The 17,213-nt window shown below is 65.7% G+C and carries 14 protein-coding genes; 4 read left to right on the forward strand and 10 right to left on the reverse strand.

All coding sequences use genetic code 11. The features are described from left to right. Window positions 1-1,353, forward strand: a complete 1,353-nt coding sequence (locus G6N81_RS05715; protein ID WP_165134288.1) for a TrkH family potassium uptake protein — start codon at window positions 1-3, stop codon at window positions 1,351-1,353. On the opposite strand, the gene G6N81_RS05720 is transcribed toward G6N81_RS05715, so the two are convergent. Continuing rightward, window positions 1,343-1,726, reverse strand: a complete 384-nt coding sequence (locus G6N81_RS05720) for an NAD-binding protein (RefSeq protein ID WP_378731610.1) — start codon at window positions 1,724-1,726, stop codon at window positions 1,343-1,345. The two genes, G6N81_RS05715 and G6N81_RS05720, sit on opposite strands and share 11 nt — an antisense overlap. Before the next feature lie 196 nt (window positions 1,727-1,922). Beyond that, the gene (proC, locus tag G6N81_RS05725; RefSeq protein WP_165134291.1) at window positions 1,923-2,762 is read right to left on the reverse strand and encodes a pyrroline-5-carboxylate reductase; all 840 of its coding nucleotides are present in this window, start codon (window positions 2,760-2,762) and stop codon (window positions 1,923-1,925) included. A 55-nt stretch (window positions 2,763-2,817) separates the two neighbouring features. Here proC and G6N81_RS05730 point away from each other — a divergent pair, with 55 nt between their 5' ends. Further along, window positions 2,818-3,144: a cation diffusion facilitator family transporter gene (locus tag G6N81_RS05730; protein ID WP_165134294.1), complete on the forward strand. Its 327-nt coding sequence runs from the start codon at window positions 2,818-2,820 to the stop codon at window positions 3,142-3,144. Between the two features lie 46 nt (window positions 3,145-3,190). Beyond that, the gene (locus G6N81_RS05735; protein WP_165134297.1) at window positions 3,191-4,129 is read left to right on the forward strand and encodes an LLM class F420-dependent oxidoreductase; all 939 of its coding nucleotides are present in this window, start codon (window positions 3,191-3,193) and stop codon (window positions 4,127-4,129) included. A gap of 19 nt (window positions 4,130-4,148) precedes the next feature. Here G6N81_RS05735 and tadA read toward each other — a convergent pair whose 3' ends face one another. Further along, window positions 4,149-4,610 (reverse strand): tRNA adenosine(34) deaminase TadA, encoded by a 462-nt coding sequence (tadA, locus tag G6N81_RS05740; protein WP_241245083.1) that lies wholly within the window; start codon window positions 4,608-4,610, stop codon window positions 4,149-4,151. A 146-nt stretch (window positions 4,611-4,756) separates the two neighbouring features. Here tadA and upp point away from each other — a divergent pair, with 146 nt between their 5' ends. Further along, a complete protein-coding gene (upp, locus tag G6N81_RS05745; protein WP_165134300.1) occupies window positions 4,757-5,389 on the forward strand; it encodes a uracil phosphoribosyltransferase in 633 nt (210 codons plus the stop codon). Window positions 5,390-5,438: 49 nt separating this feature from the next. Here the strand turns inward: upp and G6N81_RS05750 are convergent, their stop codons facing one another. From G6N81_RS05750 to G6N81_RS05780, 7 genes are all read right to left on the reverse strand, one after another. Next, entirely contained in the window at window positions 5,439-8,981 is a 3,543-nt protein-coding gene (locus G6N81_RS05750) for an AAA domain-containing protein (RefSeq protein ID WP_165134303.1), read from the reverse strand. A 51-nt stretch (window positions 8,982-9,032) separates the two neighbouring features. Then, window positions 9,033-11,078, reverse strand: a complete 2,046-nt coding sequence (locus tag G6N81_RS05755) for an NAD(+) synthase (protein WP_165137813.1) — start codon at window positions 11,076-11,078, stop codon at window positions 9,033-9,035. Between the two features lie 100 nt (window positions 11,079-11,178). Beyond that, window positions 11,179-11,985, reverse strand: coding sequence for a MerR family transcriptional regulator (locus G6N81_RS05760; protein WP_165134306.1), 807 nt, complete (start codon window positions 11,983-11,985; stop codon window positions 11,179-11,181). Window positions 11,986-12,082: 97 nt separating this feature from the next. Then, on the reverse strand, window positions 12,083-12,691 hold the full coding sequence (locus tag G6N81_RS05765) for a nucleoside deaminase (protein ID WP_165134309.1): 609 nt from the start codon (window positions 12,689-12,691) through the stop codon (window positions 12,083-12,085). A 54-nt stretch (window positions 12,692-12,745) separates the two neighbouring features. Continuing rightward, a complete protein-coding gene (locus G6N81_RS05770) occupies window positions 12,746-12,922 on the reverse strand; it encodes a hypothetical protein (protein WP_165134312.1) in 177 nt (58 codons plus the stop codon). Window positions 12,923-12,931: 9 nt separating this feature from the next. After that, window positions 12,932-15,994: an AAA family ATPase gene (locus G6N81_RS05775; RefSeq protein ID WP_165134315.1), complete on the reverse strand. Its 3,063-nt coding sequence runs from the start codon at window positions 15,992-15,994 to the stop codon at window positions 12,932-12,934. Further along, on the reverse strand, window positions 15,991-17,157 hold the full coding sequence (locus tag G6N81_RS05780) for an exonuclease SbcCD subunit D (RefSeq protein ID WP_165134318.1): 1,167 nt from the start codon (window positions 17,155-17,157) through the stop codon (window positions 15,991-15,993). Before G6N81_RS05780 ends, G6N81_RS05775 begins: the two co-directional genes overlap by 4 nt. Window positions 17,158-17,213 lie beyond the last annotated feature (56 nt).

Raw genomic sequence — 17,213 nt, forward strand, 5'->3', positions numbered from 1 at the left:
ATGCGGGTCGTTCTCGGCTTCTTCAGGGATGTGATCCGCCGGTCGCCCGCGCGCACCGCGGTTCTCGTCTTCGCGTTCGCGGCACTGGTTTTCACGGCGCTGCTGAGCCTCCCGATCGCGTCGGCGAATCGCCAGATCACACCACTGTCCGATGCCTTCTTCACAGCGGTGTCCGCTGTGACCGTCACCGGTCTGACAACAGTCAACACGGCCGACCACTGGTCGCTCTTCGGCGAAATCGTAATCCTCGCGGCGATCCAGGTCGGCGCACTCGGCGTTGTCACCATCGCTCTTCTCTTCGCCCGCGTTGTCACGAAACGGCTTGGGCTCAGCAGCAAGATCATGGCGCGCGAGATGGTCGGAGCCAGCGACCTCGGTGATGTCTGGCGTCTGCTGCGCATCGTGCTCGCGGTGACATTCATCGCCGAGGGCGCCCTGATGGCGGTGCTCATCCCGGCGTTCATCGTGGCCGATGGCGACTGGCTAATCGGCATCTGGCACGGAATCTTCTACGCGATCTCCGCGTTCGGAAACGCCGGATTCGTCGTGCACTCCGGCGGCCTTGCCGATCTCGATGGCAACTACGTCGTTCTCGGCGCCGTTGCCATCGGTGTCTTTGTCGGCAGCTTCGGCTTCCCCGTGTTCTTGAACTTCGTTCGGGCGAAGTGGATGGTCAAGCACTGGTCGCTGCACACCAAGCTCACTCTCGTGACGACGTCCATTCTCCTCGTCGTCGGCATGGCGGGATGGCTCGTGACCGAGTGGGCAAATCCCGCGACGCTCGGTGATCGTGCGGTGGGCGACCGCCTCTTCCAAGGACTGTTCGCCTCGATCAACATGCGATCCGGCGGGTTCCACGTCGTCGATACCTCCGAGATGTCAACGGCGTCGATGTTGATCACGGACGCGATGATGTTCGTCGGTGGTGGATCGGCGTCAACGGCAGGTGGGATCAAGGTCACCACCCTCGCCGTTCTGTTCCTCGCGATCGTCGCTGAGGCGAAGGGAACGCACCATGTCATGGCGGCCCGGCGACGCATTCCCGAGGGTGCTCTGCGCGTTGCGATTTCGGTGACGTTCCTCGGGGCATCACTCGTTCTCGGTGGATCGCTGCTGATCGCGATGACGAACAACGCCCAGCTGGCCGACATTCTCTTCGAGGTGATCTCGGCATTTGCGACGTGCGGGCTGTCGGTCGGGCTCTCCGCCGAGCTCGACGGCTTCGGCAAGATCGTGCTCTCGATTCTGATGTTGACGGGCCGCGTTGGCCCCATCGCCCTCGCCGCATCGCTGACCGCGCGACAGCGCGATGTGCACTTCACCTACCCCGAGGAACGACCAATCATCGGGTGATGCTCGGTTCGTTGGCGCACGAGATCGACGCTTTGAGGTCGGTGGAAATGGCGATCACAACACGATCGAACTCATGAACAGCGAGCTGACGAAGAGTGTCCTCCTTCGTCGCATCCGCACGCACAACCTGTGTCAGCGCACCGTTGAGCTCCTGAACTCGGTCTTCCGATGCGTCGATGCCGAGCACCTCTGTCCCCCGCGCCATCAACTCGAGCGCCACGGCTCGGCCGAATCGACCCAGGCCGGTCACGCACAGGGCCGAGGTCGCGGTAAACAGCGCCTCGACGAAGGTCGTGCGGTGCGCGTCAGCCGCCGAAACCGGTAGCCACAGAAGGACAGTTCCGACAGCAAGAGCAACACCGAAGCCCGTCACAATCGCCTGTGCAGGGTGGAGGCCACGCCCCCCTGTTCGACAGCGCCTTCGGCGCCCGAAATCGAATCACGAGCGCTGACATTACTCCTTCTGCGACCGGGCACAAGAGCCGGCGTGATACCCGCGAACTGCCGGCGCCGCCGGAGCACCATCGGGCCCGTTTCTCGCCAGCGGAGCGCTGCGCCGCGGGCGAGAATCACCCCTCGGCGGCGAGTTCCTTCGCACGCGCGTAGGCGGCGTCGGTCGCTCGGACGAAGAGATCCCCCAGGCCTGCCGCCTGGAACGTCTCGACGGCCTCGTGCGTTGTGCCCTTCGGGCTGGTCACGCCTCGACGCAGGTCGGCCGGGTGCTGTCCGGAAGCCTCGAGGAACGTCGTCGCACCAATGAAGGTCTTCTCCGCGATCAGGCGCGCTGTGTCGTCGTCGAAACCCTGGTGTTTCGCGGCCTCGATCATCTTTTCGATGAAGAGGAAGACATAGGCGGGACCGGACCCGGAGATCGTGGAGATCGCGTCAATCCCATCGTCCCCCGACACCTCAACAACGTCGCCAACGGTTTCAAACAGACGGCGAACGATCGCCATGTCGTCTTCGCTGGCATATGTGCCAGCCGCAAGGCCCGTCACGCCCTTGCCAACGGTCGACGGCGTATTCGGCATCGACCGGATGACCGAGGTGCGCCCGAGCTTGTCTTCGAACTGCGCGATCGTGATGCCGGCCGCGAGGCTCACAACGATCGCGTCCTCCCGCAGATGCGGTCCGATCTGGTCCAGCAGGTCGGCGATCATGTACGGCTTCACGCCCACGAGCACAACACGCGCCGCGGCAACCGCGTCGACGTTGCCGTCTGGCGTGTTTTCCAGCGCGATGCTCGTGACGTTTTCCAGCGAGGAGAGAGCCTCCGCCTTCGCCGCCGAGCGATTAGTTACATAAATGCCGCCGTCAACGGGGATTCCGCTGGCGACAAGGCCCTTGAGGATGGAGCCGCCCATCGAACCAGCGCCGACAAATGCCACAGAGGGAAGTGCTTCAGCCATATCCCCACGCTAAGGCATACCTGAGAAATGAACGGGGTCGGAGTAGGCTTCGGTCATGAGCGCTCACGACCGAAATCAGGCCCTGTCCGCTTCTCAGCTCGATGCGATCATCTGCGCGATCGAAAAGGGGCCAGAAGTGCGCGAGGTACTCGATATCCGCGCCCTCCCCACCGCATCCGGTGAGCTCGTCATCGCCGCGCACATCGGTGTCCCCCACAACAAGGCTCTGCGGGACGTCACGGCCGACATCGCCCGTGTCGCACAGCGCGTGCGCGAAGCAGAAGCCTCCGTTGTGCACGTGGTTCTGGAACCCGAGATCTTCGTTGAACCGCGATCGACCGAGCCGCCGACCGAGGCGTTCGTCTTCAAGTCCAGCGATTAGCGGAAAACGGTTCCCTGGCGCGACGGCATGATGCCAGGATGGGCGCATGGCCACTCCTGAGTTCTGCGTCTTTACCGAACCCCAGCAGGGGGCGTCCTACGCCACCCAACTTGTCATGGCACGGCAGGCCGAAGCGTCCGGTTTCGACGGTTTCTTCCGTTCGGATCATTATCTGGCGATGGGTGACTTCGTCGATGGCTTGCCCGGGCCCACCGATGCCTGGACCGCCCTCGCCGGCCTCGCACGCGAAACCACAACGCTCCGCCTCGGCACCCTCGTGTCCAGCGTGACCTACCGCGTTCCCGGAATCCTCGCGATCCAGGTTGCGCAGGTGGATGAGATGTCGGGAGGCCGCGTTGAGCTCGGTCTCGGAACCGGGTGGTTCGGCGACGAACACGCGGCATACGGAATTCCATTCCCCGCCAAACGCTTCGACCTCCTCGAAGAACAACTCGCCATCGTCAATGGGCTGTGGCAGACACCAGCCGGCGCCACGTTCTCGTTCGACGGCGACCACTATCAGCTCACGGACTCCCCCGCCCTCCCGAAGCCGGTGCAGTCCCGCATCCCGGTGATCGTTGGCGGCGCGGGCCTCAAGCGCACGCCCCGTATCGCCGCAGAACACGCAACCGAGTTCAATGTGGCGTTCCAGCCGGAAGAGGTCGTCGTCGATCGGTGGGGACGGGCGCGCGAGGCGTGCGAACGGATCGATCGCGATCCCGCCAGCCTCAAGCTCACGGTGGCCCTGACGACTCTGGGCGGCGCCACCACGCAGGACGTTGAGCGACGCGCCGCCGCAACGGGCGTTGACCTGGCGCAGTTCCGCCAGGATCACACGTTTGCTGGCTCCGCCGACGACATCGTCGAACGGGCGGGACGCCTCATCGAGCAGGGTGCGGAACGGATCTACTTCCAGCTCATCGACATGACCGATCTCGACCACATTGCCTTTATCGGCGAAGAGGTGCTGCCCCAGCTGCGCTGATCCGCTCAGGCGTGTCTCCTCAGCGGCGTTCCTCGAAGAACTCCGCAAGCACCGCTCGGGTCTCTTCTTCGAGGACGCCGCCGACGACCTCGGCGCGATGGGGCAGCCGGCGATCACGCACGACGTCATACATCGATCCGGCGGCGCCGGCCTTGTCGTCCCACGCGCCGAAGACCACGCGAGAAATGCGGGCCTGCAACAGCGTCCCCGCGCACATCAGACACGGTTCGAGGGTGACCGCCAGCGTGCAGCCGTCGAGGTTCCACGACCCGATCGCCGAAGCGGCTTCGCGCATCGCGACGACCTCGGCGTGCGCCGTCGGGTCGGCGGTGTTCTCGCGCAGGTTCCGGCCCTGCCCGATGATCTGCCCCTCCGGGCCGACCACAACCGCGCCCACGGGCACCTCCCCGGCGCCCGCCGCCTCGTGTGCGAGCGCGAGCGCGCGTCGCATCGCCCTGACATCGGCTTCACGCGGCTCCATAGCCCCGAGCCTATTTCATGATTTCTGGCACTTTTCGGCCCCGGGCCGGGGCCGAAAAGTGCCAGAAATCATGAAATGCGGGTGGGAGGGTACGAGATGCCGAGAACTCTAGGAAGAATCGGATGCCCGTCCCGTAGCCTTAAACCATGCGCGTGCACATTGCGGATCATCCGCTCATCACCCACAAGCTGACCGTTCTGCGCGATAAGTCGACATCATCGCCCGTGTTCCGTCAGCTGACGGAAGAGCTGATGACGCTGCTTGCCTATGAGGCCACCCGCGATGTCCGCGTTGCAGAGTGCGAAATCGAAACCCCCGTCATGGTGACCAACGGCGTGAAGATCGCCGACCCGAAGCCACTCGTCGTGCCGATTCTCCGCGCCGGGCTCGGCATGCTGGAGGGCATGACCAAGCTCGTGCCGACCGCCGAGGTGGGCTTCGTCGGCATCGTTCGTGACGAGACAACGTTTAAGCCGTCAACATACGCGGAGCGTCTGCCCGACGATCTCGCGGGACGACAGTGCTTCGTTCTGGACCCGATGCTCGCCACCGGCGGGTCTCTTGCCGCGGCGATCAAGTTCCTGTTCGACCGTGGAGCAACGGACGTCACGGCGGTCTGCCTGCTCGGAACTCCCGAGGGCGTGCAGGCGCTGGAGGCGCTCGTCGGCGATCGCAACGTGAACCTCGTGCTGGGGGCGATGGATGATGGCCTGAACGAAAAGGGCTATATCGTTCCGGGCCTCGGCGATGCCGGAGACCGCCTCTACGGCACCGTCTAACCGCGACCTTCTCAGGCGCCGCGTCCCCTCGGGGCGCGGCGCCTGAGTGTTATCCCCGGCCGACCAGCCGCGCGAAGGCGCTCAAACGCGCGACGGACTCGGCGCGGAACGGCAGATCGTCCAGCAGAAGCGGGCTGTGCACCAGATAGGCCGCCACTTTGGCGCGGCTAATGCCTACGTTCAAGCGGTTCTGCAGCAGCAGGAAGTCGATTCCACGCGGGGCATCGCGGCCGGAGGAAGCGGCAAGGGTCATGATGGCGATGGCCGCTTCCTGGCCCTGAAATTTATCGACCGTTCCCACCCGGACATCCCGGAATCCGGCTGCGGCGAGCGCCCGTTCGACGGTCTGCTGCTGAGCGTTGTAGGGGGCAACAACGATGACATCCGCCTGATCGAGCGGCCGGGGTTCGCACGGCGTCGCTTCCTGTTCGTCGTCGATGTCGATATCGACGTATGGCCGCCCGATGACGTCGCGGACGATGCGCACGACCTGTTCGGCTTCTTCTGGTGAGTCTGTGGCGTTTCCCGTGTGCAGAACGGGGATGGGATGCACGCCCGGTTCGATTCCCTCGGCGTGGCGCAGGTCGGCGCCGGGGCGTGACCGCAGCTGTCCGCCGTAGGACAGATGGGATACCGGAGTGGCAACGTCGGGGTGCATGCGCCAGGTGCGCGCGAGGAAGTATCCGTGCCCCTCGGGTAGCACTTGTTGGTCGCGCATTACCCAGCCGAGCGCCGACTGGTCGATCGGCGCCGGATGCGTCCCTTGGCTGACCTGGGGCAGCTGTTGTGGGTCGCCGAGGAGGAGAAGCCGCCGCGCCGACATCGACACGGCGATCGTTGACGCGAGAGAGAATTGTCCCGCCTCATCGACGACGAGCAGATCGAGCTCACGACGCCCGACGCGCGTGACGTTGGCGAAGTCCCAGGCTGTTCCTCCGATCACGTATCCCTTGGTGCGCTGCTGCTGAAACGCGCTGAGCCCGTTACGCGGTAGCACCGTGAAGGACTGCCCGTCAGCGCGGGCAGCGCCCTTGAGAACCTTTCCCACGTGCCCCTGCGGCACTCCCGCCGCGACGACGCGGTCGAGCATGTTCTCAACGACGGCGTGGGACTGAGCGACCACGCCTACCTTCCAGCCGTGCTCGTTGACGAGCCGGGCGATCACGTGAGAGCCGACGTAGGTTTTTCCCGTTCCCGGCGGGCCCTGGACGGCGAGGTACGTCGGCACGCTGAGAAGCGAAAACACGATCGCGTCGATGTCGCTGCCGATCGATGACGACACGACGCGCCCCGAGTGGTGATCGGCGCGGAGCGATCGCAACAGATCGGTGGCGGGATCAATGGGGAAGGCGCCGTCGGAGGCGCCGATGTGAGTGCCGCGGGTGAGGATGCCATCGGCCCATGCTTCGATGGCGCCCTGCTGCGCGCCGGCCTTCGGCGGGGACGGCGGGGTGAGGGCGACGGGAAGCTCTCGCCACGTGCGTCCGCCGATCGCGTATTCCTCGACGATCACACCGTCGTCGAGGACGTCGACGACACGCGCCTCGTGAGGAACATGAAGCCATCGCTGAGACCCCTCGGTGGGGAACGGCGCGGGTGATGTGTACAGAAGCGAGGGCGTGGAGCCCACGCTGAGCCGCGTTCCGGGCGCCAGCGCTCCGCGCAGTTCGAGCACCCGCCGCTCAGCGCGGCTGCCCTCGGGGATGTGCCAGTCGTCCAGAACGTCCGAGCGGCGGATATCGACGACAATGACGTCCTTCGTTTCTCCCCACAGCGAAATGGGCTCACGCAGCCGCTCATAGTGCGCCTGCCAGAAGGAACGCGCTTCACGCGGGTAATAGTCGATCGCCGCTGCCGCCAGCCGCAGTGCGTTTTCATCGTTGCTCGCGGAGGACGCCGGATCCTGCGCGAGACGCACGTCACGCAGTTCGTCGGCGCGCGCAGTGAGGGCAAGCGCGCGCGGGGAGGGTTCGTACGAATCGCTGATGCGGCCATCCTCGCGAGCCGGTGTGACCCGGGCTTCTTTTGCGCGCTCGACGAGCCAGTCGCGCAGCCGCCGAGTGGTGAGGCACGCGTAGCCGTTGTCGGCCGCGATCGACATCATGATGTCCCGCGCGTCATCATCGTGCCCCGCTTCACGCAGCGCACGCGCCTCGACATACCGAAGGGCACTGTGCGTGGGCTCGCCCTGCCGCTCGCGTCTTTCGGGCCCCATGATGAGCGGTTCGAGTGCCGTGATGTCATACGACCGCGTTCCGATCCGGAGGGCGTTCTTCACGATCGGAAAGAGGTCGACGAATGTCTCATCGCCGAGCAATCGGTCGATATCGGTCTCGCGCGAGCCGTGGCGCGCCGCCATCTGGGCGAGGATGGCCGGTGCGTCGGGCCGGAAATGGAAGATATGCGCCTGCGGGTGCGCGCGTCGATGCTGTTGGAGGAAGTCGCAGAAGCGCTCAAGCGCCCGTCGTTCTCCGGGCAGATCGTGCGCCCACAACGTCGAGTGCTGCTGGCGCATATCACCCCAGCCAAGCAGATAGCTCAGCCCCCATTCGGTGCGGCCGTCATCCGCGCGATCCGCGAAAAACGGATCACGATCGAGGTGAAGGAAGATATCTCCGAGGTCAGGGCGTGGCATCGCGCCGAGCGCGGCTTCATTGACGACCTCGTACAGCGGCTCATCGTCAGGACGTTGTTCGGTGGCGAGCTGAAGACGCGCCTGCGTGCGGAGGGAGTCGAACGTATCGTTGGCTATCCGCGGCGGAGCCGCGTCTGTCTGAGCGAGCTGATCGATGGTGTGAATGCTCGCCGCGCGCAGCCGTTCGGCGATGGCGGGGCGCAGACCGGCGACAAGGAGGATGTCGCGTTGCTGTTCGATCTCGGCACGGCACGCTGCGCACGCACCGCAGGCCAGAATGCGGAGTTTTCCGCGCGCGTCGCCCCAGGCGATCGCGGGGTGGCTGGTGTCGGCGTCGATACGGCGATCGGCGATGAGCGCCTGCAGACGCTCGCGCCGTAGATGAAACAGCGGCATGAGGTCCGCCGTGCGGTGCACGGAGGTTGTGCCATCTCCGAGCAGCAGGTCCACGTTGTCGGCGCGTGGGATGCCCTGCTGATCGAGGCGATCGACATATGCCGATAGCTGCATCAATGCCGTCACCCGCGCTGTGCGGGCGAGCTTGGTGTCCTGTACGCGCCAACGTCCGTCTTCGTCACGCACCAGGAAGTCGGCGAATCCGACGAAGTCGTTGGCGCGAAACGCCGCCTGGAACAGAACCTGCACCGTGGGATCGGCGAGCGCTTCGTTGGTGTCAGCGACGGCCACCCCCATGGCGTCGTCATCCGATGCGGAAACGCGGGCGATGTCGATAACCGCGTCACCGAAACGTTCACGATAGCGCTCAAGCGTGCGAAGCTCGTGCGCATCTCCGAGCTGCGCCGCGCGGCGCAGCATGGCATCTTCGGGGTCGTCAACGGGCGCACACCGCCCGAGCCTCGCGTCGATCTGGCGGAGCCACCCGAACTCGCATTCTGACGCGGCCGTGAGATCGCTCGCGCTCCAGATGAGGCGACGAGGGTCAGAAGCGATGCGCATGTCTCCACCGTATTCGGGTGGTGTGACGAAACACCGCCCGGCGGGCTCGCCTCAGCGCAGTTCTTCGGGAATCTTGCTGTCGAGCTCAGCCAGCCATGCCGCGGCGTTGCCGTCACTCGGCGCACGCCAGTCTCCCCGTGGGGAGAGCGAACCGATGTGGGAGACCTTGGGACCGTTGGGCATGGCGGAACGTTTGAACTGCGCGAAACCGAAGAATCGCTTGAGGAATACGCGCTCCCAGCGGATGATCGTCGCGAGGTCGTACGCATAGTGCTCGTCTTCGGGGAAGCCCGCCGGCCAGCGGCCCGCATCCGGATCCGTCCACGCATGCGCGGCAAGGAAAGCGATCTTCGACGGCCGCGTGCCGTGCCGAAGCACCTGCGCCAGGGTGAAATCGTGCAGGGCATACGGACCGATCGTGTCTTCGGTGGACTGCGCTTTGCCGTCCTGGCCCGCCGGCACCAGCTCAGGGCTGATCTCGGTGCCGAGAACCGAACGCAGCACCTCCGTTTCGCGCGCGGTGACCCCCTGCGCCTCTCCCTCGGAGATGACCCACCGGATCAGGTGCTGGATGAGCGTCTTCGGCACCCCGGTGTTGACGGCATAGTGGCTCATCTGATCGCCGACGCCGTATGTCGCCCAGCCGAGAGCGAATTCCGAGAGGTCGCCCGTTCCGATCACGATGCCGCCGTGGTGATTCGCCAGACGGAACAAATAGTCGGTCCGCAGACCGGCCTGCACGTTTTCGAACGTCACGTCATACACGGGCTCGCCGGAACCGGCGGGGTGTCCCATCTGCGTAAGCATCTCTGTTGCTGCGGGGCGAATATCGATCGTCTCGATCGACGCCCCTACCGATTCGGCGAGCGCGATCGCATTCGCCTTTGTGTGATCGCTCGTTGCGAAGCCCGGCATTGTGTACGCGAGGATGTCGGCGCGGGGACGCTCCATGAGGTCCATCGCCTTGGCGACGACGAGGAGTGCATGCGTGGAGTCGAGGCCGCCCGAGACGCCGATAACGGGCTTGGGGTCGCCGATCTGGCGCATGCGCTGCACGAGGCCGGCGACCTGGATGTTAAACGCCTCGTAGCAGTCTTGTGCGAGGCGCGAAGCGTCCGCTGGCACGAACGGGAAGCGATCGACCGTTCGTCGCAGCCCGATGTCTCCCTTCGGCGGGCGCAGCTCGAAGGAGATCTGCCGGAAATCGGTGTCGGTAGCGTTCGTGCGGCGGTTGTCGTCGAACGTTCCCTGCCGTAGGCGGTCCTGTCTGATCCGGTCCAGGTCAACGTCGGCGATCGACGCGGTGGCCCCTTCGGGGAATCGCTCGGTCTCGTCGAGCAGCGTGCCGCCCTCGTAGATCATCGTCTGCCCGTCCCAGGAGAGGTCATTCGACGACTCCCCCAGCCCAGCGGCGGCGTATGCGTACGCCGCGATACAGCGTGAAGAGGCGGACTGGACGAGCAGGCGGCGCTCCTCCGCCCGCGCAATCGTGATCGGGCTGCCAGAGAGGTTCAGCAGCACCGTGGCGCCGGCCAGGGCGGCCTTCGCCGAGGGCGGCACGGGAACCCACATGTCCTCACACACTTCGACGTGGATCGTGAGACCGGAAACGTCGGAGCAGGTGAACAGCAGGTCCGGGCCGAAGGGAATCTCCTCTCCGAAGAGAGTGATCGTTCCGCGCTGATCGTCGCCGGGCGCGTACCAGCGGCGCTCGTAGAACTCGCGGTAGTTCGGCAGGGAGGACTTCGGAACGACGCCAAGAATTTCACCGCGGGACATCACCACGGCACAGTTGTAGATGCGTCCGCCGCGCACGATCGGTGCGCCGACGACGAGAACCGGCATGATCCACGCTGACTGATCCCGGATGTACTCAACGGCGCGCAGCGCTCCTTCGAGGACCGCGTCCTGCATCACCAGGTCATCGATGGCGTACCCCGTGAGGCACAGCTCGGGGAACACCGCGACGGCAACGGATTCGTCGTCAAGCCGGCGTGCCATCGCGAGAACGGCCTCGGCGTTGGCGTCGGGGTCAGCGACGCGAACGGGGGTGTGGCAGGCAGCGACCCGCGCGAAGCCGTGCCCATACGCGTTCATGAAATCGAATCCGCTCACCCGACCAGTCTGGCACGCGCGGACCGGCGGCGAGCGGTTCTGGGGAACCCCTCGCCGCCGGGGGCGCTGGTGTCGCGTCGGTTCAGGATCGGGCCGGTGCGACGGGCTGCTGCAGCTCCGTCACCCAGTCGGACTGATCATCCGAACGGGATCGGACGTAGAACTCGCGGCACGGACCGGCCGGAACCAGACCGCGGGCGGCGATCTCCACGTGAACGGCTTGCCAGCTCGCACCGATTCCCGACATCGGACCGATGTGGATCCCGCAGACCGCATCGCGAACGGATGGCAGTTCCACGATGCTCGCCCCGTCCGGGGCATCACCCTTCCACTCGTAGCCCGCTGTCACGTGCAGCTCTCCGTCGGCGAGGTCGTACTGCGCGATCGGCACGTCAAAAGCGCCCTTCACGTTGCCGACGGCATCGGATACGCGGTCGAAGAGACCCGTGACGAGAGTGGCAACGTCGCCGCCGGTCGGAACACCGCTCGCGGCAACAAGGCGAACGGCGGGAAGCGGCTTCGTAATGATCTCGATGGTGGTCATGGACGTCTCCTGTTCGATGAGGTGGAGTCTGCGCTCGACGTCCGATAGCCGCGCTGCCGCCAGCTCGTGTTCGCGGGCGATCTCCTCACGCCGTATCCGCAACAGCGTTGCGAGACGTTCGGCGTCAACACCCGCGTCGAGATAGTCGGCGATGTCGGCGAGGCCGAATCCGAGCTGGCGGAGAGCGACGATGCGGTGCAGTCGTTCCAACTGCGACGGATCGTACGACCGGTAGCCCGAGAACTCGTCCGCGTGGGCGGGGACGAGAAGGCCGGACGCATCCCAGTGCCGCAGCATGCGATGCGTCACCTGACCGATCTGCGCAAAGACTCCGATGGATAACATGACTCCATTTGTTCCATCTGCCACAGTGTCAGAGTCAAACACGATCTCATGCCGGTGCCCAGAGCCGTTGCCTGTGCCGGCCCGTGTTCTGATGTGCTCAGGCGCCGCGAGCGTTATACACCGTGATGTTGCCATGGTCGATCGCCTCTCGGTACGCCTCGAAAACGGCGACAGCTTCGGGCTTGGCGATGTCGACCGTGACGGTGATACCGCGCGCCTCGAAGTCCTCTGCCCACGTGGGAATCATGGGGCCTTCGTCGAAGGTGGTGATCTCTTCGCATTCGGGGCCATGGCCTGCGATAGCGAGGGAGGTGATTCCCGACCACATTGCGGCGCCGTAGCACTGGACGCAGGGCCGCCAGTTGACGACGAGTTCGTGTTCTGGCAGGCCTTCGCCACCGAGATCCCAGGCGCCGAGTGACTGCTGGGCCAGACCCAGCGCCGTGACTTCAGCGTGTCCAGACGAGATGCCGGTGGAAAGGACAACATTGACGCCGACCGAGACGAGGCGCCCGCTGTCGCGCTCGACGACGATCGCGGCGAACGGCCCGCCGTTGCCTTCACGCCAGTTGCGATCAGCCAGACGGTTAACGAGAGCCATTCGCTCGGCGTGCGTGGGGAGCGCATCGGGAAGGGTGGGCAGCTCGTCGACGACCCACGAGGGAAGGCTCAGAGCGAAGGATGTTGCGAGGGCTGGGTGAGACATGCGATCAGGCTAATCGTCATGTGTTTCAGATATGCGTCTCGCAGCGCACGCTGGTTAGTTGCGCGACGCGAACAGCGTCCGCAGCCCGAAGTAGACCACGACGGCGACCACGGCAACGATCGCCAGCTTGAAGAGGATGAAGATCGCCGACAGCAGGAAGTTGACGATCCAGAAGGCCACAACAACGGCGACGATAACCCCAAGAATCGTCCAGATCGTTCCTTTATTCATGCGTTCATCCTATGGGGCGGACCTCGTCGGGGTGTCCTGCTCAACGATGCTCCACCCTTCGCGCGTGTGGCGGACGCGTAGCTGAGCGGGAATCTGCTCCTTCATCGCGTCGACGTGGCTGATGATGCCGACGGTGCGCCCTCCCTGGCGGAGCTCGTCGAGGGTGCGCATCGCCGTTTCGAGCGTTTCGCCATCGAGGGAGCCGAAGCCTTCGTCAATGAAGAGTGTGTCGAGGCGGATTCCGCCGGCTCGTCCCGTGACCACCTCGGCGAGTCCGAGAGCGAGGGCGAGTGAGGCGAGGAAGGTTTCGCCGCCGGACAGCGAGTGCGGCGGGCGTGCCTGACCGGTGTAACTGTCCATCACCTCGATGCCCAGCCCGGATGCGGCTCCTCGGCGCGCGAGGGCGTCGGAATGCAGCAGGGAATACCGGCCGGCACTCATCTCGGCGAGGCGAACGTTGGCGGCCTCGACGATTTCCTCGAGCTCGGCGGCGAGGACGAAGGTTTCGAGGTTCATCCGTTTGGTGTTGGGCGGTCGCCCGGCAACGGTGTCGGCGAGCCGCGTGACAACGGTCGCGCGGCGCAGCGCATCGGCGATTCGGGCGTGCACCTGCTCTGCCCGTGCGGCGGCGTTGCGGAGGGCGCGGGTGAGGTGCTGCGCTCCGCTGCGCGCGTCGACGGCCGTCTCATGCTGTTCGCGCGCAGCCAGGAGCGCCTGTTCGACACTGTCGAGGTCGACGAGTTCGGCGGGCAGATGGGCCGTTTCGGTGATCGTCTGCTGCGCCGCGGCGCGATCGGCCTCTGCTTGTGCGAGTTGCTGCTCCATCTGCTCGCGCTCCGCAGCGGGGCGAGAAGCGGCGCGGGCGTCGTCGACGCTGACAAAGGCGTTGTCGCGCAGCACCTGCTCTCGGGCCTCGGCCGCGGTGCGGGCGGCTACGCGCGATCGGTCAGCTTCGCGATGGCTGTCTGAGCAGACCGTCGCACGCGATGCAAGCCGCTGGGCCACGCCGATGCGGGCGGCAACGGAGGAGAAAGCGCCGCGCGCGCTCTGGACCGCTGCGTTGTCTTTTTCCCAGGTGGCCGCGATTTCTTCGATTTTACCGCGCAGGGTTCCTCCCTGTGACGCGATATCGCGTCCCTCACGCTCCAGCCGCTTTTCGGCGTCGGCAAGGTCGTCGCGTTGTCGTTCGAGGGCGGACTTTTCCCGCAGGGCGGCCTCGGCGTCGTCCTTTTGCTTTTGCGCGGCCAGGAGATCTCCGCTGATTTCGACCTCGGTGCGGCCACCGGCACGGTTCTCGGCGTCTCGAAGAGAAAGCTCGGCCTGCTGACGCGCGGTCTGCGCCTGGTCGGCTTCGCCCGCGGCTGTAGCGCGCGCGGTGTCTGCCGCGTCGATCTGCTCGGGGGTGACGGGGTCGTCAGAGCGCGGCGCGGGAGCGGGATGCTCCGTTGACCCGCACACGGCGCACGGCTCACCGGCGACAAGCACGTCGGCGATCTCTCCGGCGATGCCGGCGATCCGGCGCGCGTGAAGCTGGTTGAGATGGTGCTCGGCCGCGGCGCGAGCTTCGACGGCGGCCGATGCGGCGCGCACAGCCTGGGCGTAGGAGGTGGAGAGGCGCTTGACCTCATTGAGGGCCGAAAACTGCGCCTCAAGATCCGAGATGTGCTTCTGGGCGGCCTCGCGACGCGACGCGCGCTCGGTGGCCCGAGAGATGTCGTTGTTGACGCTGTCGATGCGCTCCGGCAACGCGTTCCGTTGTGCCTCGATGTCGTACGCACGCGTCTCGAGCGTCGCGAGATGCTCGCGCTGCCGCTCGATATCGTCAGCGCGCTGGGCCAGCTGCGTCTCCTGTTGGCGCAGGGGTTCCCATCCGCCGATCAGGCGCTGCACATCGGCGGCGAAGCCGTCGAGGATCTCGGGTTCGGCGTCTTCGGCGGGGAGCGGGATTCCTTCCGCGTCGCCGCGCTGTGTGCGCACATCGGCCAGAGCCTCGACCCATGCGGAACGTGCGGCGTGCGCCGTTTCTGCTGCGGTCTCCGCCGCTTCATGGGCGCGGTCGGCGGCATCAATCGCGGGGCGGACGGTCTCGGCGCGACGCGCGGCGGCGAGCTCGGCGCGCACCGTATCGGTGGCGGCAGCGGCGAGATCGAGCTGCTTGATCCGCGCGCGAGCTAAGTTGCGCCGCGTCTGTTGTTCGTGCACGGCGCGGCGCTCGTCGCGGGCCTTTTCGACGTCGTCACGAGCGGCGCGAAGCGCGGCTTCTTTCTGCGTTACCGCGGTTTCGAGCCCCTCGGCGTGATCTGCGGCCGCGGTAAGACGAGCGATGTCGTGCTCGACGGAGGGGGCGGGGGCCGCATCAGACGGCGGAGCGGATTCGTTGCCGTCCGCAACACGCCGCTCGACGGCGGCGATGTCGTCGGCCGCCTGATCGAGGATCAGCCGGAGAGTCTGGGTCTGCTCGGCGGCGGCTGCTTGAGCAGCACGGCGGCGGTCGTCGAGCGAGGTTTCGTACTCTTCGAATCGGCGGGTACCGAACAGAGTGCGAAGGAGAACCTGTCGTTCGTCGTTCTTCGCCAGCAAGAACCGTGCGAACCGGCCCTGCGCGAGAAGGATGACCTGGAGAAACTGCTGTTGGTTCAGGCCCACGACTTCGCCAACGAGGTGACTGACCTCTCGCTCTCGTGCGGCTCTCCCCTGCCATTCGCCGTCGATGCGTTCATACATCTCGACGGAGGGGTCAGCGGTCGTCATGCCCTCGCCACGCTTCTTCGGACGCGGATACCCGGGGCTGCGCTCAATACGCCACATGCGATCGCCGACGGTGAACTCCACGGCGACCTCGGTGGGTTCACCGGGTTGGGCATGATCGCTGCGAAGCCGCTTCTCGGTGTCGTCGTAGCGGGGCGTCGTGCCGTACAGCGCGAAACAGACGGCATCGAGAATGCTGGACTTACCGGTTCCGGTACGCCCGGAGATCAGGAAGATGCCATCGTCGGCGTAGGCATCGAGGTCGATGCTCTGCCTGGTGCGGAACGGACCAAACCCTTCCACGTCGATGCGGTGGATTCTCATGCCTGAGCCCCCGCGCGATACTCGGAGATGACCTCGGCCAGCAGCTGTCTTTCCTCTTCTTCTGCGCCGTCTCCGGCGCGAACGAGTTCGAGAAAGTCGCCGGCCAGCTGAGCGTCTGATGCGCCTTTTCGCACGCGGTCGCGGTAGGTACGCGCGGGGCCGGTGTCGGTGCGATCAGGATCGGGCTGGATGGTGGCGCAGAAGGGGAAGCGCGCCTGAAGTTTGCGCATCGGCTCGGTCTGCGGGGTGGGATCGGTGAGGACGGCGCAGACCCAATCGTTTGTGTGTGCGTCGTACTCCGTGTTGTCCAGGAGGTCTTGGAGCGTGCCGCGCAAAGTGGTGAGACGGCGCGGAACCGGGAGATCCAGCCATGAGACATCGAGCTGCCCGGAGGCGTCGATGTCGACCAGCCAGGAGCCGCGCGGTTTATGCCCTTCTCCGAAGCTGTAGTGCAGGGGCGCGCCGCAGTAGCGGATGCGCTCATCCAGGGTTGCCCTGCCATGGATATGACCGAGAGCGACGTAATCGGGGCCGGCCAGATCGATCAACGGAACAACATCCAGGCGGCCCTGTGCAAGGTCTTGGCGCACCTCGCGCTCCAGCTGTGGGGTGGGCTCGACGCCCGCCGCAAAGCAGTGGGCGATCGCCACAGAGCGACCGCCACGCTGCTGGCGATCGGCCGCGATCAGTGACATCGCGTGGCGCATCGCCTGTTCCTGTGTGCGCATCTGGGCTTCGGGCCAGAGATGCCGCACCAGAGCGGGCTCGAGGTAGGGAACGCCGTAGAAGTGCACGGGGCCGCTGTCGTCTTCGATTGTGACGGGCTGGCCAACCGAGAGCGGCTGGGTGATGACGTGCACCCCCGCCTGCCCCAGAAAGGCGGCCTGAAAGCCCAGCCTGGCCGCCGAATCGTGGTTTCCGCTGGTGAGCACAATCTGTGCCCCCGCAGCGCGGATCGCCTGGAGCACATTGGTGAGCAGGGTGTACGCACCAGCGGCGGGCGTGGAGGAATCGAAGATGTCGCCCGCGACGATCACCACATCGACCTGGTGGTCGCGCACCTGCCCCGCCAACTCCTCCAGCACACCACCCAGGGCATCGAGCGTCGAGTGCCCGTGAAATGAGCGCCCGATGTGCCAGTCGGAGGTGTGCAGGATCCGCATGGTGACACGCTATCGATGGGCCCTGACATTCCTGCGGGAGACACAGGGACGGAGTG

Source organism: Microbacterium amylolyticum (genome assembly GCF_011046975.1).
Classification (GTDB): Bacteria; Actinomycetota; Actinomycetes; order Actinomycetales; family Microbacteriaceae; genus Microbacterium; species Microbacterium amylolyticum.